The sequence below is a fragment of the Serratia silvae genome, assembly GCF_023282985.1.
GTDB lineage: Bacteria > Pseudomonadota > Gammaproteobacteria > Enterobacterales > Enterobacteriaceae > Chania > Chania silvae.
Window position 1 is genome coordinate 1 of record NZ_JAGQDC010000017.1, and the last position, 16,398, is coordinate 16,398.

Consider the following 16,398-nt stretch of genomic DNA (forward strand, 5'->3'; position numbering starts at 1 on the left):
TTTACAACAGAGAGCGGCCTCACCAGGCGCTAAAATACAAAACGCCCGATGCGGTGCATCAGGCGTTTTACAGGCAACAAAGTGTCAACCTATACCAGGACTAGTCACTATATCCCACACAGAGAGGGGGTGAGAATCCTCGACAGGGTTCGCAAAATACCCCCCCCTCAAATCAGCTTAGCTTCCCTGAGCTCACTTTTCAGATAGGCGTAATAAATAGGAGCGGCAACCACGCCAGCCAGGCCGAATGCCGCCTCAAAGACCAACATTGCCAGCAAGATCTCCCAAGAGTTAGCCCTGATTTTAGTACCGACAATACGGGCATTGAGGAAATACTCAAACTTGTGGATCACGATCAGGTAGAGCAGCGCAATCAGTGCCACTCCGAGTGAAACCGACAGGCCAGAGATGAAAACAATGGTATTGGAGATCAGATTGCCGATCACCGGCAGCAGGCCAAAGATAAAGGTAAACACCACCAGCGTTTTCGCCAACGGGATATGGATCCCACACAGCGGTAGCACACCAAGGATAAAGATAGCCGAGAAGAAGGTATTGATTGCCGATATTTTTACCTGCGCAAACACAATATTGCGGAACGCCTGCGATAGCAGCGAAATCCTTTTCATCAACTCACTTTTCAGTAATGGCCGATCCTCGCTGCTATCAATGTTATACAGTGAGACTATGGCACCGAGCACCATCCCGATCAGCATGGTCACCAGGCCATGCAGTACGCTCTTACCCATCGTCTGCAGCAGCGCTATGTGCTGTTGCATCCGGCTCAGGATCTCGTTCTTCAGTTCTTCTACACTCAACGGCAGGTAGCCCGGCATGTATTTTGCCACCTCTTGCTGGACATCCTGCAGGATGAACGCAATACGGGTGTTAATGGCAGAGATATTCTTCATATCCTGCATCAGATAGCCGACGATACTCCCCACAATGGTGATCAACAGGCCGACCACCAAAGTACTGATCACCGCCACAACCAGCCATCTGGCCCGATGGCCGCCGATCACCTTCTGAAAATGTGGCGTAAGAATATTCACGATCTCGTAAACCAGAAAACCAGCCATAAAGCAGGTAAGAAGATGCAACGGCAACAGTAGCAGGATCCCCCCCATCACAAAGATGAAACTGATTATCCTGGCCTGTTTTACATTCATTATCTGCATTGTTACTCGCTTGTCCCTGAGAGGAGAGAATTTTTAATCACCCATTTAGTATTAGGTTTTATTTATCATGCCAACCAGAACACGACAACCTAAAATCACCTAACTTCAAAAATGGTTGCAATACCATATTGGGATCGGTAACCGGCGCAGGAAGGTTCATCACCTGCTGCCAGAACGTTCCGCCCAACACGGCGGTTTGCGCCGGTCTGACGATGCCAAGACCCACGCATCCCAGTTGAACATCACCGCCCCCTAACGGCGTTCCCGTTTCTTTTACCGGCGAAAGAATGTCAGAACGCAGGCCCGCCATTTCCAACAGGCTTTTTCTCCAGTCTCGTGTGACCAGATCAACCAAACCGGTGGTCCCGGCATTTGACGGATCGACCGCAAGTTCACCGCTGAGCATATAAGCCAGCCAGTCGCTGATCGGTGACCAACGAAGTGCTTTTTCAGTGCATCTTCATATTGTAGGCAACCTTCAAAGCGAGAGTTAATCTGCCCCCGAATGATCCCAGACTGATGCCCTGAAGACTTGCCCCACCTTACCGGTGGGGCAAGCCATCTAGCTACCACGATCCAGCCACTCCCCCTATTCCTGCCACGAATAGTAAATGTGCTCAGCATGTTCATTTACGCAAGCACTGTCACCCCGCAAACGGGCGGCCAAGGTAAAAGCAAAATCAAAGACTACACCAAACCCTTTACCACTGATCAAATTGCCGTCTTCCACCACATTTTGGCCAACATAAACCCCATCGCTGACGTTTTGCCATAAATCGCCAGAGCACACGTAACGGCGTCCTTGGAGCAGGCCATTTCCCCCCAATACCCGGGCAGCAGCGGAGCAAATTGGGCAGATTAATTTACCCGCCTGGTCATGGCGGCTGACAAAACACACCACGTCCTGGCTGTTGGCAAGAAACACGCTGCCTTCTGGCCCGCCTGGCAATACGACGGCATCATAATCGGTGTCGAAAGCCTCTTTGAGCGTACTGTCTGCCACCACGGGTATTTTATGGTAGCTCACGACCTCTTTGCTTGAGGTGCAGGAAAGTGTTTCTACCTTGATCTTCAATCGGTACAGAATATCGATAATAACAATAGCCTCCCCTTCCTCAAATCCAGGGGCCAGTAAAACCGCAACTTTTTTCATTGTTATTTCCCTTTGAAACTGGATTAGAAGGTATATCCCAATCCGACACGGAATCGGGTTTGTCTTTCATTGCTGTCGCTTTTGACTGATACATTTCCTACTTCTACGAAGGGTGTCCAGGCATCAATATTATAAGCCGTTCGAAAGTTATATTCATAGTTGCTCTTGCTGTTATTATACAGATTATACTTGTCGGCAACTTTATAAATCCCTTCGATGACGAACTCAAAATTATTGATCTTGTGCCCAACCCAGGCATCCAATCGATTAATCGTGTCATCTTCACGACTATCGGATGATCGACGTATGTATTCAAAACGATAACGCCCGGCAACCCACCATGCGTCATTGATCGTATAGGTCGTTCGTAAGTAAGGCTTGTATACCGAGTACCCATTACCCGTTTCAAGTACCAATCCGGGTTGAATCGCGAAGGGTCCGGTATTGAATTGATAACTGGCCGTATACTCATTCCCTTGGGCTTCCATATCATGAAAAGCCTTATTGGCATCACTCCCTCCCGATTTTGATATGGCCTCAATAGCAAAACCAAAGCCGTTGCCAAAACGATGGGAAATATAGGCGCGATCGTAGTTGGCCTTACTGTCATCAAGATACTCATGGCGCACATCTACATACACCGCATGCGTTGTTAGCGGTGTTAATAATGATAACGAGGTGAGTAATAATAAAAGATTTCCTTTCATAATAATTCCCTTATGATTCGCTTTATTTTAACTGATGTTTTTTAAAATACTTTAATGCGGTAACGCTCATTCGCAGATCAGAATATGTATCTCTTACGGGCCGCGGCAGCAGCCCGTTCCTGTTACAAGTAAACGTTCAGGTACTCGACCAGGCACAGAATGGCCATCGCCTGCCCATAAGGCATCGAAGTCAGCGGGACCTGGCGATAGTAGTCCAGGTTTTTGCCCATCGCGGTACCGAACGAGACCTGCATCAGTTCGCCATCGGTGTTGATTTGTTTCACCACTCCTTGCAGCGCTTTTTCGGCGATCTGCAGATACTTGCCGTCGATATAGCGTTTGCGCACCGACTTCAGGATCCCGAACGCGAAACCGGCGGTTGCGGATGACTCCAGATAAGAATCAGGATCATCCAGCAGCGTATGCCACAGGCCACTTTTGTGCTGGCACGCTGCCAGTGCCGCCACCTGGCATTCCAATACCAGCACCAGAAAACGGCGGGTAGCATCGTATTCCGGCAGATCCAACAGTTCGAGGAATTCCGGGATCACGATAGTCAGCCAACTGTTACCGCGCGCCCAGCGGGCTTTGGCAAAGTTGTGCTTACCGTCGAAGGTCCAGCCGTGGAACCACAGACCGCTTTCGCGCTCCATCAGGTGCTGGATGTGGACCAGAAACTGATATTTGGCCTCTTCCACATACTGCGGGCGGTTTAGCAACTTGCCAATTTTGGCCAGCGGCAACACGCTCATCATCAGGGTATCGTCCCACAGTTGCTGATGGTTCTCTTCCGCCAGCGTGACGTGCTGCATACCACCACGCTCGGTGCGTGGCATTTCATGCATCAACCATTCCGCCCAACGCTCCAGATACGGTAGCCAGCGTGTATCGCCGGTTTCCTCATAGCGGTAGGCCAGGGTGAGAAACGGACAGGCGGTATTCACATTCTTGGTTGGCGTGCCTTCGGCAAAGCGCGCGATGAACCAGTCGTCAACGATAGCGCACATCTTGGTGTCACCGGTCTGGCGATAATACTGATTGATGCCGTACAGGCCGATGCCGTGCGTCCATTCCCAGCCGGCCCAACCTTTGGTGTCGATGACCCGGCCATCGTCAAGGCGCAGCAGGAATTCACCGGTTTCATCGGTGATGTTGACCAGGTTTTCCACCAGGCTATCAATCAACTGCTGCAGTTCCTGGCGGCTGATAAAGCGTTCCGGTTGACGCAGTAACGGGCTGTGTTTTACGGGATATACCAACATAGTGATGTCCTTTTATGCCTTTAGATCAAGGTGTCACGCTGCCTGCCGCTTTCTGGCCTTGAGTGGCCTTGGGCAACGGCGGAGCAGCAGGTTTTTTGCGGTTGAGGTAGCCGATATTGTTGTTACCCCACAGTGATTCATAAGGCATACCGGCAAGCATTTCGACGGTAGCGCGCGCTTCTGGCGTGATGTTCTCCGGCACCACTCGGCCCGCGATGCGCATCCTCTCTGTTTCCTGGCGCAGAACACCGTGTGTGGTCAAGTTGAGTTTGAAGCGCAGTGAGACGGTGAAGCCGATAGCCAGCACGACCAAAGTACCGACGCTCAGGATCATCAGAATGGCGTGACTCACTTCGGGTAATTGATGATTTTGGCCTGAAACAAAGCCTGACAGTTGCAGAATGACGCCAACCAGCATCACCGCACCGGCCTGAGAGGCCTTACGGGTCAAAGTCATGATGCCGGCAAAGATGCCTTCACGACGTTGCCCGGTGATCACTTCGTCCACATCGGCAATATAGGTGTAGATATTCCATGGCACGTAGTTAATACCACCCCGGCCCAAACCGGCGAGAGCGGAAACCAGCAGCAACAATGAAAAAACGTCACTGAGGTTGGCGTAATACAGTACGGCGTAGGAGATAGCCCCCATACCGAACAGCACGACCACCATACGGTAGGAGGGGGCTGGCCCGAAGCGAATACACAGCGGGATCATGGCGATCACCGCGACAAATTGCATGATGGCCATGGTGCCCATCAGGTTGGAGGCCGTGGCGGCACTCTGCATCAGTACAAACACCACGTAATAGGTAAACACCGCATTGAAGACGTCCTGGGCGATATAACCCCCGAGATACATCCCCAAATGCTGGCGGAAAATGCGGATGCGCAGCGTGGAGGACAGCTCGACGTTCAGGCGCTTCAAGCTCTGGAACAGCGTGAGTTTTTGTTTTTCAGCTTCCAATGCGGCAGCAGATTTCTGTTCTGCTGGACGCTCCCAGGTGAAGAAATAGACCAGCGTCAATACACAAGCACAGATGACCGAGAACACCAGGCTGGAATAGAAGAATGAAACGGCACTGTCTTTACCCAGGTAGCTGAGCAGAATGCCTGGCAGGAATGCCGCCAGAATGGCAGACAGCTGCGCTAGCCCAATGCGGGCACCAGAGAACTTGGTTTTTTGTTTGAAATCATCTGTCATCTCCGGCACCAGCGTTTCATACGGTACCAGGATCATGGTGTAGACCACGTCAAAGAACAGATAGGTCAGCAAATAGTACCAATAGTCCATATGGCCAACCCACATCAGGCTGTAGCTAAAGACCAATGGAATACCGAGCAAGATAAAGAACTTGCGGCGGCCAAAGCGTTTGCCCAGCCAGGTGGAACCAAAATTGTCGGTCAGATAGCCCATTAATGGGCTGACAACTGCATCCAGTACCCTTGCCATCGCAAAGATAAAGGTGGCTTCAATCGGGCTAAGCCCGCAGAACGTTGTATAAAAATAGAGTAACCAGGCGGCGGTGAGTGCCGTGGTTCCCGCGCCGAGAAAATCCCCGGAGCCGTAAGCAAGATAGTTAAACAGACCGATTTTACGTGTCTTCATTGTTGCCATCTCCGTAGCCACATCACGTGTTATCTTCCCGGCGATATGCAGGGAATTTTCGTAACATACGGTTATGGCTATGGGAAAACCTTTGTGTTTTTGCCAGTGATGGCGAGTCTATGGCAAACAAAAGAAGAATGAGTCGATCAATCTCTATTTTTTAAAACAATGTTTTATTTTTAATATAACATCGTTCCCTTTTTATCTTGCAGGCCGATAGCGCATGTGAGCTTGCAGCAATCGGGCCACTGAAAATGCTGAGGCTTTTAATTGTTGCCGGATTGGTGTGGATGCCGATGGTGATGGGCTAGTAAAACCGGTTTTCCGGCCTTGATTTTCGGTAAAGCGACCACGGCTTAACCACCTGAGCTAAATCCGTAAAAATATTCTTGACCGGTTAGCCGACTCTCCCTATAGTAGCGCCCCGTTGCACCGAGTAACGCGCAACGTACGGTGAGGTGTCTGAGTGGCTGAAGGAGCACGCCTGGAAAGTGTGTATACGCGAAAGTGTATCGAGGGTTCGAACCCCTCTCTCACCGCCATATTTTAAGAAAAGTCTGAACTAACGTTCAGACTTTTTTTTTGCATATATCCCATACAGACTGGGGTGAGCTTGCGAATCAAGCCCTCTCTCTCCGCCATATTACAAGAAAAACTGAGCTATTGGCTGTCAGTTAAGACTACTTATTATCCAGACGGGCGCAGCATTTGTGCAGCGCCCCTACGATACTCAAAATGATAATGGTCAGACGGGTATATGTTATTGCCAGGCAATCTATGTCCTATCTTCAGTTCAGGATAGTCTGTTATCCATCACACCACGGGGAAAATCTGATGAATATAAACGTGGTCAGCCATTTCCATAAAAGCTCGTACGCCGTGGGTTTACGCCTGCAACAGCGGCAAGTCACATTGGAGGAGAGATATGACCTCAGCGTGCGCGACTATGCCGCTCATGGCGGCGTATTCCCCATCAACCTGCTCAATGTAGGCTGCGTCGGTTCCATCTCTCTTTCTGGCTCCCCACAGCTCGAAGATCATCATCTGCTGGTCAGCACTCTTGCTCATTTTCTCGGCTTACCCTTGCCCGCAGTACACTAAGCGATAAAAGCCGAGCTTTTCCCCCAATCCGTAGCGGAAGATCTGCTCAGGCAGGCGCTTGGCGAAAATAATCCACTGAACAAATATAAATTAATCATAATCCTGATGCCTTGATGCAAATCTAGATATCGGCGCACAGAAAGGGGTATGGTATCTACCAGCTATTCCGAGACGGACCTCCATGGCCCGCCATTCCGTTCTCTTTTATAGACTTGGTTTGCAACTTAGATGAAAACGCATGAAATCAATGGTATTCGCCCTTTTAGCGCACTGATAGAAGCCTGCTGGCGTGAACCCTATTCACTTCAACGTCTGCTGAAAGATGCCATCGCCGGGGTCACCGTCGGCATCATTGCCATTCCTCTGGCGATGGCACTGGCCATTGCCAGCGGCGTTCCCCCGCAATATGGGCTGTATACCGCCGCCATTGCTGGCATCGTGATTGCCGTCAGCGGCGGTTCGCGCTACAGCGTTTCCGGCCCCACCGCAGCGTTTGTGGTGATCCTGTTCCCCGTTTCACAGCAATTCGGGCTCTCAGGCCTATTGATTGCCACCATGCTGTCCGGCGTGTTCCTGCTGATTATGGGGTTAGCACGGCTAGGCCGCCTGATCGAATACATTCCACTTTCGGTCACGCTTGGGTTTACTTCCGGGATCGCCATCACCATAGCCACCATGCAGGTGAAGGATTTCTTTGGCTTACGGTTAGCGGAAGTGCCAGAAAATTACATCGGCAAGGTCAATGCACTGTTGCATGCTTTACCCACTCTGGACTATGGCGATACGCTGATTGGCGCGGTCACCCTGGTGGTCCTGCTGCTGTGGCCGAAGCTGGGGCTGCGTATTCCCGGCCACCTGCCCGCCTTGTTGGCTGGCACCGCAGTGATGGCGCTCCTGGCGCAGTTCGATCATCAGGTTGCGACTATTGGATCACGTTTCAGTTTCGAATTGGCCGACGGCAGCCAGGGTCAAGGTATCCCACCAATCCTGCCGCAGTGGCTGTTGCCTTGGCACCTGCCAGCCGGCGATGGTAAACCGACGGAACTGAGCTGGCAGCTGCTTTCCGCCCTATTACCGGCAGCATTTTCCATGGCGATGCTTGGGGCAATCGAATCGCTGCTATGCGCGGTGGTGCTGGACGGCATGACGGGCAAAAAGCACCACTCCAACGCCGAACTGATTGGCCAGGGCGCAGGTAACATCATCGCCCCGTTCTTTGGTGGCATCACCGCGACCGCCGCCATTGCCCGCTCGGCAGCTAACGTACGCGCAGGAGCAACCTCTCCAATCTCGGCAATCATCCACTCGTTAATGGTGCTGCTGGCCTTGCTGGTGCTGGCTCCATGGTTGTCCTACTTACCACTGGCGGCGATGGCCTCGCTGTTGCTGTTGGTAGCCTGGAACATGAGTGAAGCTCATAAAGTACTTTATCTGCTGCGCCGGGCGCCGAAAGACGACATTTTGGTGATGCTGCTGTGTATGTCGCTGACGGTGCTGTTTGATATGGTGATTGCCATTACCGTCGGCATCGTGCTGGCCTCACTGCTGTTTATGCGCCGTATCGCGCGGATGACCCGCCTGAGCGAGTTGAGCGCCGAGGATGGCCGTCTGGTGCTGCGCGTCAACGGGCCTCTGTTCTTCGCCGCTGCCGAACGCGTGTTCAACGACCTGCTGGTACGCGGTGCAAACTACCACACCATCGTACTGCAATGGGATGCGGTGCCGGTGCTGGATGCCGGGGGGCTCAACGCGTTGCAACGCTATATCGATACCCTGCCCGCCGAAAAACAGCTGGTGATCACCGATATTCCGTTCCAGCCGCTAAAAACCCTGGCTCGTGCGCGCATGAAGCCCATCGAGGGTAAGCTGCATTTCTACCCCACACTGCCAGAAGCGTTAACGGCGCTGAACGCCCAATAAAGCAAAAGGCCCGACAAGTTAATATCGGGCCTTCAGATTGGCCGGAGCAGCATGCAGCGCTCCTACAAAGCGATGTGTCCGCTGTTAGTTGCTGGTATCCAGCTCAGCGAAGCTTTTCACCAGATCGTCAATGGCTTTCATCTGTACCAGGAACGGTTCCAGCTTATCCAGCGGCAATGCCGAAGGGCCATCGCATTTGGCATTGCTTGGATCTGGGTGAGCCTCGATAAACAGGCCAGCCAAACCTACCGCCATACCGGCACGAGCGAGTTCGGCAACCTGCGCACGGCGGCCACCAGAAGCAGCACCAAACGGATCGCGGGTTTGCAGAGCGTGGGTCACGTCGAAGATCACCGGGTGGCCACCGGTCACATTTTTCATCACGTTGATACCCAGCATGTCGACCACCAGGTTGTCATAACCAAAGTTGCTGCCGCGATCGCACAGGATGACCTGATCGTTACCACCCTCTTTGAATTTATCGACAATATTGCCCATCTGGCCAGGGCTGACGAACTGCGGTTTCTTGACGTTGATCACTGCGCCGGTTTTCGCCATGGCTTCAACCAGGTCGGTCTGGCGTGCCAGGAAGGCTGGCAGCTGGATCACATCAACCACTTCGGAAACTGGCTGCGCCTGTGCGGCTTCATGCACATCGGTGATTATTTTCACGCCGAAGGTGCTTTTGATTTCCTGGAAGATCTTCATCCCTTCTTCCAGACCTGGGCCACGGTAAGAATGGATAGATGAACGGTTGGCTTTATCAAAAGAGGCCTTGAAAACATAAGGGATGCCCAGTTTTTGCGTCACGGTGACGTAGTGTTCGCAGATACGCATCGCCAAATCGCGTGATTCCAGTACGTTCATACCGCCGAACAGTACAAACGGCAGATCGTTCGCTACCTTGATGTCGCCAATGCTGACTACTTTCTGTTCCATGCTTGCACCTTATTGATTAATAAATCGGAATCAGTTAATTAATGCAGCGTGACCTGCTTAAGCTCGATGGAGTGGATTTGAATTTTTATCACTTCACTCACCGGGTCTTCAGGGCACTGCTCGACAAAATAGTTGAGATCGGAAATAGCGATATGGTTGCACTCCAACTGAGCATAAATCAAGCCACGGTCGCGGATCTCGTAAGGATCGTCCGGGTCAAAGCTCAGCACCGCCTCGCTGGCCCGCAACGCAATTTCCATCTGTTTTTCTTCCATCAGCGCGGCTTTCAGCGTATCAAGCATCTTACGCACCACCAGAATATTTTCCGATTCGTCCAAATCTTCATCTTCCAGTTCAGCACCCAGACCCAGATTGCCCTTGAGCCAAACCTGCAACTGATGTTCGTTAAGCGTTTCCCCGTTCAGCGGATTGACCAGCCACATCTCCTCATCCAGCCAATCGGCACGCATGATCAGCTGAGTGGGGAAAATTACCGGCATCAGCGGCAGATCCAACTGATGGGCAATATGCAGGAAAATGGTTCCCAGAGAGACTGGCGTTCCCTGGCGCGCTTCCAAAACCCTATCCAGCCAGATGGCGTCAGAGAGCCGATAAACACCGCTGGCACCGCCAAATCCCCAGGTTTTAAAGAACAGTTCGATGAGCGCTTCCAGTTGCTGATCCTGGTTGAGATCCTCCGGGATGATCGCGCGCGCTTCCTCAGTCAACTGCTGTAACTTGCGCTCAACTTCCGCCACCGGGAAATCCCGCCGGATGACCTTTGACACCAGGATCACCCCCTCACTCAGTGAGGAAGCGTTAAATTCGAAATCGGCAATGCTACTCATAGGTATCCCATCAAGAACGGTATTTTTGTCGTGGCAAGTTTAACGATCAGATACAGACAGCCCAGTGCCAGAACGAATGCCAAGGTGCGGATATTCCAGCTTTGCGTCTTCTTGCCCAATGCGACATAGCCCAACAGGATATAGATAATAACGCCAAACAACTTCTCGGTCAGCCACGAGTCCATGCCAAGCAGTGGATAAAGCTTGAACATCACCACCAGAGCAATACCGGTGGCAAACAGCACCGTATCATTAATATGCGGCGTGATCTTTACCCAGCGCTTGTTGATCATCGGCGATGCACGCCACTTCCAGAAGAAACGCAGAACAAACAACGTAATGCTGATGGCTACCGTTAATAAATGCAGATGTTTTAGCGCCATGTAAGCGGCCATAATGGTTTCCTTGGTTTTTTATAGTGGTTTTTGGCCCAGAGTCACGCGATCGTTGCCGCCATAGTCGCGATGCGTTGCCACCGCGATAAATCCCTCAGCATTTAACAGGGTACGTACATTTTCACCCTGTTGCCAACCGTGCTCAAGCAACAACCACCCCTCTGGCTCTAAATAATCTGCGGCCTGCTGCACGATCGCCGCCAGATCGGCCAGACCCTGTTCGGCGGCCACCAACGCACTGCCGGGTTCAAAGCGGATATCGCCCTGCCCAAGGTGAGGATCGGCTTCATCAATATAGGGAGGATTACTGGCGATCAGCGCAAACTTTTGCCCGGCCACCGGCGTAAACCAGTCCCCTTGCAAAAAACGCGCATTGTTAATCGCCAGTTTTTGCGCATTATGCTGCGCCAATGCCACGGCTTCGGGCTGCAGGTCTATGCCGGTAAGCTCGCAGTCTGGCCGTTCGCTGGCTAACGCCAAGGCAATCGCGCCGGTGCCGGTGCCAAGATCCAGAATGGCACACGGCGCAGCGGGCAGACGCTCAAGGGCCAATTCCACCAAACATTCGGTATCTGGGCGCGGGATCAGCGTAGCGGGCGAAACCGACAGCGGGAGCGACCAGAACTCACGTTCACCAACTAGATACGCTACCGGCTCCCCGCGCTCACGGCGAGCCAGCAGCACCGTTAACTGCTCAACCTGCTCCGCCGACAGCAGAGTCTCACCAAATGCCAACAAATAGGTTCTGGCCCGACCGGTCACGAAACCCAACAGGATCTCCGCATCACGTTTGGCGCTGTCACTGTGCGTCAGGCGTAAGGTCGCGGTTTTCAGCCAGGTTTGATAATCCATTACTCAGGCTCGGCAGAGAGTGCGGCCAACTGATCGGCCTGGTATTCCTGCACGATTGGCTGGATTAGCATATCCAGCTTGCCTTCCATCACCTCATCCAGGCGGTACAGCGTCAGGTTGATGCGGTGGTCGGTCACGCGCCCCTGCGGGAAGTTATAGGTGCGGTTACGATCGGAACGATCGCCGGTGCCCAGCAAGTTGCGGCGGGTAGATGCCTCTGCCAACTGGCGTTTCGCCATCTCTGCCGCGCGGATACGTGCCCCAAGCACCGACATCGCTTTGGCTTTGTTCTTGTGCTGTGAACGTTCGTCCTGGCATTCAACCACAATACCGGTCGGCAAGTGGGTAATACGGATCGCAGAATCGGTGGTGTTAACGTGCTGACCACCGGCCCCGGAGGAACGGAAGGTATCGATTTTCAGATCGCCCGCGTTGATTTCTGGCAATTCCGCCTCTGGTACCGCTGGCATCACCGCCACCGTGCAGGCAGAGGTATGAATACGGCCCTGGGATTCGGTTTCCGGCACGCGCTGAACGCGGTGACCGCCAGATTCAAATTTCAGCTGACCGTAAACACCGTCGCCAGACACTTTGGCAATCACCTCTTTATAGCCGCCGTGTTCACCCACGTTTTCGCTCATGATCTCAACCCGCCAGCGGCGAGTTTCAGCGTAACGGCTGTACATACGGAACAGATCGCCAGCAAAAATGGCCGCTTCGTCGCCACCGGTTCCGGCGCGCACTTCCAGGAAGCAGTCGCGCTCATCGTCCGGATCCTTCGGCAGCAGCAACACCTGCAGCTGCTGTTCCAGCTCTTCCGTCGCCGCTCTAGCCTGTTTCAGCTCTTCCTGCGCCATTTCACGCATTTCCGGATCGTCCAGCATCATTTCTGCCGTGGCGAGGTCATCCTGCACCTGACGCCACTCCAGAAAACAACGGCTGACATCGGTCAACTGCGCATATTCGCGCGACAGGCCACGGAACCGATCCTGATCGGCAATAACACCGGCATCGCCGAGCAACGCCTGAACTTCTTCATGGCGCTCTTGTAACGCTTCCAGTTTGGCAACAATAGAAGGCTTCATGCGTGGTTTTAAACCCTGTTAATAAAAGAGAACTAATGCTGATCCAGCCCGAGGCTGTCGCGTAAAATGTGCAACCGCTCCATATCGCCGTCGCCGGCGGCCTGCTGGAGGGATTTGGTAGGGGCATGAATAAGACGATTGGTTAATCTGTGGGCCAGTTCATGGATCACCTGCTCCACGTTAGCGCCTTGAGCAATCGCGGCTAGCGCTTTCGACTCCATTTCCGCCCGGATCTGATCGGCCTGCGAACGGTAGTCTCTGATGGTATCTGTTGCGCCCTGTGAGCGCAGCCAGGCCATGAAATTGCTACTTTCCTGCTGCACTATGGTCTCGGCCTGTACGGCCGCCGCCTGCCGTTGCGCCATATTGCTCTGAATAATGGCCTGCAAGTCGTCCACGGTGTAGAGATAGGCGTTCGCCAATTTGCCTACTTCCGGCTCGATATCGCGCGGAACGGCAATATCCACCAGCAACATGGGCTGATTGCGGCGCGCCTTCAGTGCCCGCTCGACCATTCCCTTACCAATGATGGGCAACGGGCTGGCGGTAGAACTGATAATGATATCGGCATCTGCCAGGCGTGCGTCAATCTCCGGCAATGAGATCACCTCTGCCCCCACCTCTTGCGCCAATACTTGAGCGCGTTCACGGGTGCGGTTAGCGATGATCATATGCTGCACTTTATGCTCACGCAGATGGCGGGCAACCAGCTCGATCGTTTCCCCGGCACCGACCAACAGCACATTCAGTTCGGCAAGGGATTCGAATATTTGACGCGCCAGCGCACAGGCGGCGAAGGCAACGGATACCGCGCTGGCACCGATTTCGGTTTCAGTGCGTACACGCTTGGCAACGGAGAAGGATTTCTGGAACAGCCGCTCCAGCTCACCGGAAAGCGACTGGCCACGCTGGGATTCGGCAAAGGCTTTCTTTACCTGGCCGAGGATCTGGGGTTCACCCAGTACCAAAGAGTCTAGCCCGCTGGCAACGCGCATCAAGTGGCTGACGGCTTCGTCGCCGTGGTGCCAATACAGGCTCTTGCGCACGTCTTCCGCACGCAGATGGTGATAATCACATAACCAGGCTACCAGTTGTTCATGCAGATGATCCTGCTGCTCCACGCTGAGATACAGCTCAGTACGGTTACAGGTAGACAGCACAACGCCGCCCTGCACCAATGGCTGTTGCAGCAAGCTATTCAGCGCCTTGTCGATCGACTCTGGGGAGAAGGTCACTCGTTCTCGCAGAGAAACCGGAGCGGTTTTGTGATTAATACCTAACGCCAGAAGGGTCATTGCTTCGAGTAATACTTCTCTTGGTACGGGTTCTCGTTGACCGGCATTCTACTTGATGCGCGACATCAATTAAAGTGACAACCGCATCTTCCGGCCAATCGCTGGTATTGCCGGGACAAATCAATCAGCAGGACAAAACTCGGTATGTTTCAAACCCATCAGAAACCGAAGAGGAAAAACGCTCAAGCGGCTGCTGAATAGACGAAAAACTCGCTCTGTAGGGATGCAACATACTGCGCCCACAGATTTCCCCCCCAAAAACCCTCACCATCGTTTACAATCTTCCACACACCAGACGCCACCCTTGCTGCAAGGCTTTTGCGCCATTGTATTATTGACGTTACGCCACTCGCCCGTTAGCGTGGTGGCAGAAATGCTAAACAGCACTGCCCCGCAAGGACAAAAGGACAACAAAACGTTATGCCTATCCGCAAAGTTAGTTTGCTTCGCCTGATCCCATTAGCCAGCCTGGTGCTGACGGCCTGTACTCTCACCAAGCCTGGCCCGGCCACCAGCCCGACGTCTCCGCAGTGGCTCGCTCATGAGCAAGCGGTGCAACAGCTTGAGCAGTATCAGACCCGGGGCGCTTTTGCTTATCTGACCGATCAGAAAAAAGTCTACGCCCGCTTCTTCTGGCAACAATACACGCCCGACCGCTACCGCCTGCTGCTGACCAACCCGCTTGGCAGCACCGAGCTGGAGCTGAACGTGCAAAAAAGCGTGGTGCAGCTGACGGATAACCAGGGCAAACGCTATGTCAGCGACAACCCGGAAGAGATGATCCGCAAGCTGACCGGCATGCAGATCCCATTGGATAACCTGCGCCAGTGGATGCTTGGCCTGCCAGGGCAAGCTACCGATTTCAGCCTCGACGCCCAGTACCGCCTGAACAAGCTGACCTACAAACAGGGCGATCTGACCTGGGTTGTCACCTACCAGGACTATAATACCGATCTCAAAATCCCGTTACCGAGCCGCCTTGAACTGCAACAGGGCGATCAACGTATCAAGCTGAAAATGGATAACTGGACGCTCAAGTGATGACCCACCAATGGCCCTCCCCGGCAAAGCTGAACCTGTTTCTCTATATCACCGGCCGTCGTGCAGACGGCTACCATCAGTTGCAAACGCTGTTCCAGTTCCTGGATTACGGCGATACGCTGACCATCGTTCCCCGCCAGGATGACCAAATCCAGCTGCTAACGCCTGTAGAAGGGGTGCCAGACGAGCAGAACTTGATTGTCCGGGCCGCTCGTCTGTTACAGCAACATTGCACGGCCCACGCCATTGCCCCCCTTCCCCGTGGGGCAAACATCAGTATCGACAAGCGCTTACCGATGGGGGGGGGCCTTGGCGGCGGCTCTTCCAACGCGGCGACAGTGCTGGTCGCACTGAATGAACTTTGGCAATGTGGTCTGAGCGACGACCAGTTGGCAGATATGGGGCTAACCCTCGGTGCCGATGTTCCGGTATTTGTTCGTGGCCATGCGGCATTTGCCGAAGGGATTGGTGAGCAGCTGCAGCCAGCAAATCCGGCAGAAAAGTGGTATTTGGTCGCACATCCCGGTGTCAGCATCCCCACACCGGTGATTTTTGCCGATGCCGAATTAAAAAGAGACACCCCGGTTCGCCCGCTGAACGCCCTATTACAGGCACCTTACGCAAATGATTGCGAACCGATCGCAAGAAAACGTTTTCGCGAGGTTGAACAGCTTCTTTCATGGCTGTTACAATACGCGCCGTCACGCCTGACTGGCACAGGTGCTTGTGTGTTTGCAGAATTCGACTCCGAGCCCGCCGCTCTTCAGGTGTTAAATCAAGCCCCGGCCTGGTTGCGTGGATTTGTAGCGCGTGGCGTTAACATCTCACCACTACATCGCATCCGTTCCGGGCAGATTGAGCCGTAGCTCAACGTGTCGTTGCACAGGGTCGTCCACCTGGCCCTGTCCTCTCTGCGCTGCTCTGCAGTTCAAGTTAGTTTTACACACCCGTATGTATATTGCGTCGGCGTCGCCAACTGCCCCTTGGCGAACACCGTATGACAATATCTTCTC

The 16,398-nt window shown here is 53.2% G+C and carries 14 protein-coding genes, 1 tRNA gene and 3 pseudogenes; 5 read left to right on the top strand and 13 right to left on the bottom strand.

Annotated features, from left to right (window positions below):
- Positions 1–167: 167 nt before the first annotated feature.
- From KAJ71_RS18215 to KAJ71_RS18245, 7 genes and pseudogenes are all read right to left on the bottom strand, one after another.
- On the bottom strand, positions 168–1,178 hold the full coding sequence (locus tag KAJ71_RS18215; RefSeq protein WP_121607055.1) for an AI-2E family transporter: 1,011 nt from the start codon (positions 1,176–1,178) through the stop codon (positions 168–170).
- Between the two features lie 124 nt (positions 1,179–1,302).
- Positions 1,303–1,605 (bottom strand): annotated as a pseudogene (locus KAJ71_RS18220) (FGGY family carbohydrate kinase); the annotation flags it as partial.
- 11 nt (positions 1,606–1,616) lie between these two features.
- Positions 1,617–1,703, bottom strand: a pseudogene (locus KAJ71_RS18225) (hypothetical protein); the annotation flags it as partial.
- Positions 1,704–1,767: 64 nt separating this feature from the next.
- Positions 1,768–2,331 carry a DJ-1/PfpI family protein gene (locus tag KAJ71_RS18230; protein WP_248946996.1) on the bottom strand — a complete coding sequence of 188 codons (564 nt, stop codon included), beginning with the start codon at positions 2,329–2,331 and terminating at the stop codon, positions 1,768–1,770.
- Between the two features lie 23 nt (positions 2,332–2,354).
- On the bottom strand, positions 2,355–3,038 hold the full coding sequence (locus tag KAJ71_RS18235; protein ID WP_248946997.1) for an oligogalacturonate-specific porin KdgM family protein: 684 nt from the start codon (positions 3,036–3,038) through the stop codon (positions 2,355–2,357).
- 122 nt (positions 3,039–3,160) lie between these two features.
- Positions 3,161–4,300 carry a beta-galactosidase BglB gene (bglB, locus tag KAJ71_RS18240; RefSeq protein WP_248946998.1) on the bottom strand — a complete coding sequence of 380 codons (1,140 nt, stop codon included), beginning with the start codon at positions 4,298–4,300 and terminating at the stop codon, positions 3,161–3,163.
- 25 nt (positions 4,301–4,325) lie between these two features.
- Positions 4,326–5,909: an MFS transporter gene (locus KAJ71_RS18245; RefSeq protein ID WP_511268710.1), complete on the bottom strand. Its 1,584-nt coding sequence runs from the start codon at positions 5,907–5,909 to the stop codon at positions 4,326–4,328.
- Between the two features lie 452 nt (positions 5,910–6,361).
- On the opposite strand from KAJ71_RS18245, the gene KAJ71_RS18250 reads away from it, so the two are divergent.
- From KAJ71_RS18250 to dauA, 3 genes and pseudogenes are all read left to right on the top strand, one after another.
- A tRNA-Ser gene (locus KAJ71_RS18250) sits at positions 6,362–6,451 on the top strand.
- Between the two features lie 301 nt (positions 6,452–6,752).
- Positions 6,753–7,010 (top strand): annotated as a pseudogene (locus KAJ71_RS18255) (heme-binding protein); the annotation flags it as partial.
- 228 nt (positions 7,011–7,238) lie between these two features.
- Positions 7,239–8,930 (top strand): C4-dicarboxylic acid transporter DauA, encoded by a 1,692-nt coding sequence (gene dauA, locus KAJ71_RS18260; protein WP_248947000.1) that lies wholly within the window; start codon positions 7,239–7,241, stop codon positions 8,928–8,930.
- Positions 8,931–9,014: 84 nt separating this feature from the next.
- Here the strand turns inward: dauA and kdsA are convergent, their stop codons facing one another.
- The 6 genes from kdsA to hemA are packed head-to-tail and all read right to left on the bottom strand — an operon-like array spanning position 9,015 to position 14,344.
- Complete coding sequence (gene kdsA / locus KAJ71_RS18265; RefSeq protein WP_021181107.1) at positions 9,015–9,869, bottom strand: 3-deoxy-8-phosphooctulonate synthase; 855 nt, start codon at positions 9,867–9,869, stop codon at positions 9,015–9,017.
- A gap of 38 nt (positions 9,870–9,907) precedes the next feature.
- A complete protein-coding gene (gene sirB1, locus KAJ71_RS18270) occupies positions 9,908–10,717 on the bottom strand; it encodes an invasion regulator SirB1 (protein ID WP_248947001.1) in 810 nt (269 codons plus the stop codon).
- Positions 10,714–11,112 carry a SirB2 family protein gene (locus KAJ71_RS18275; RefSeq protein WP_024485432.1) on the bottom strand — a complete coding sequence of 133 codons (399 nt, stop codon included), beginning with the start codon at positions 11,110–11,112 and terminating at the stop codon, positions 10,714–10,716. Before KAJ71_RS18275 ends, sirB1 begins: the two co-directional genes overlap by 4 nt.
- An 18-nt stretch (positions 11,113–11,130) precedes the next feature.
- Positions 11,131–11,964: a peptide chain release factor N(5)-glutamine methyltransferase gene (gene prmC, locus KAJ71_RS18280; RefSeq protein ID WP_248947002.1), complete on the bottom strand. Its 834-nt coding sequence runs from the start codon at positions 11,962–11,964 to the stop codon at positions 11,131–11,133.
- A complete protein-coding gene (prfA, locus tag KAJ71_RS18285) occupies positions 11,964–13,049 on the bottom strand; it encodes a peptide chain release factor 1 (protein ID WP_248947003.1) in 1,086 nt (361 codons plus the stop codon). The genes prmC and prfA overlap by 1 nt, the downstream gene beginning before the upstream one ends.
- 32 nt (positions 13,050–13,081) lie before the next feature.
- Positions 13,082–14,344, bottom strand: a complete 1,263-nt coding sequence (gene hemA / locus KAJ71_RS18290) for a glutamyl-tRNA reductase (RefSeq protein ID WP_248947004.1) — start codon at positions 14,342–14,344, stop codon at positions 13,082–13,084.
- Positions 14,345–14,764: 420 nt separating this feature from the next.
- Between hemA and lolB the strand changes: the two genes are divergently transcribed.
- On the top strand, positions 14,765–15,385 hold the full coding sequence (lolB, locus tag KAJ71_RS18295) for a lipoprotein insertase outer membrane protein LolB (protein WP_248947005.1): 621 nt from the start codon (positions 14,765–14,767) through the stop codon (positions 15,383–15,385).
- On the top strand, positions 15,385–16,251 hold the full coding sequence (gene ispE, locus KAJ71_RS18300) for a 4-(cytidine 5'-diphospho)-2-C-methyl-D-erythritol kinase (RefSeq protein WP_248947006.1): 867 nt from the start codon (positions 15,385–15,387) through the stop codon (positions 16,249–16,251). Before lolB ends, ispE begins: the two co-directional genes overlap by 1 nt.
- Positions 16,252–16,398 lie beyond the last annotated feature (147 nt).

What these genes read in the sequence shown, in the direction of transcription:
- ispE (WP_248947006.1), top strand. Translation starts at nt 15,385, where the DNA reads ATGACCCACCAATGGCCCTCCCCGGCAAAGCTGAACCTGTTTCTCTAT.
- KAJ71_RS18215 (WP_121607055.1), bottom strand. Translation starts at nt 1,178, where the DNA reads ATGCAGATAATGAATGTAAAACAGGCCAGGATAATCAGTTTCATCTTT.
- KAJ71_RS18230 (WP_248946996.1), bottom strand. Translation starts at nt 2,331, where the DNA reads ATGAAAAAAGTTGCGGTTTTACTGGCCCCTGGATTTGAGGAAGGGGAG.
- hemA (WP_248947004.1), bottom strand. Translation starts at nt 14,344, where the DNA reads ATGACCCTTCTGGCGTTAGGTATTAATCACAAAACCGCTCCGGTTTCT.
- bglB (WP_248946998.1), bottom strand. Translation starts at nt 4,300, where the DNA reads ATGTTGGTATATCCCGTAAAACACAGCCCGTTACTGCGTCAACCGGAA.
- KAJ71_RS18275 (WP_024485432.1), bottom strand. Translation starts at nt 11,112, where the DNA reads ATGGCCGCTTACATGGCGCTAAAACATCTGCATTTATTAACGGTAGCC.
- prmC (WP_248947002.1), bottom strand. Translation starts at nt 11,964, where the DNA reads ATGGATTATCAAACCTGGCTGAAAACCGCGACCTTACGCCTGACGCAC.
- dauA (WP_248947000.1), top strand. Translation starts at nt 7,239, where the DNA reads ATGAAAACGCATGAAATCAATGGTATTCGCCCTTTTAGCGCACTGATA.
- sirB1 (WP_248947001.1), bottom strand. Translation starts at nt 10,717, where the DNA reads ATGAGTAGCATTGCCGATTTCGAATTTAACGCTTCCTCACTGAGTGAG.
- KAJ71_RS18245 (WP_511268710.1), bottom strand. Translation starts at nt 5,909, where the DNA reads ATGAAGACACGTAAAATCGGTCTGTTTAACTATCTTGCTTACGGCTCC.
- kdsA (WP_021181107.1), bottom strand. Translation starts at nt 9,869, where the DNA reads ATGGAACAGAAAGTAGTCAGCATTGGCGACATCAAGGTAGCGAACGAT.
- KAJ71_RS18235 (WP_248946997.1), bottom strand. Translation starts at nt 3,038, where the DNA reads ATGAAAGGAAATCTTTTATTATTACTCACCTCGTTATCATTATTAACA.
- lolB (WP_248947005.1), top strand. Translation starts at nt 14,765, where the DNA reads ATGCCTATCCGCAAAGTTAGTTTGCTTCGCCTGATCCCATTAGCCAGC.
- prfA (WP_248947003.1), bottom strand. Translation starts at nt 13,049, where the DNA reads ATGAAGCCTTCTATTGTTGCCAAACTGGAAGCGTTACAAGAGCGCCAT.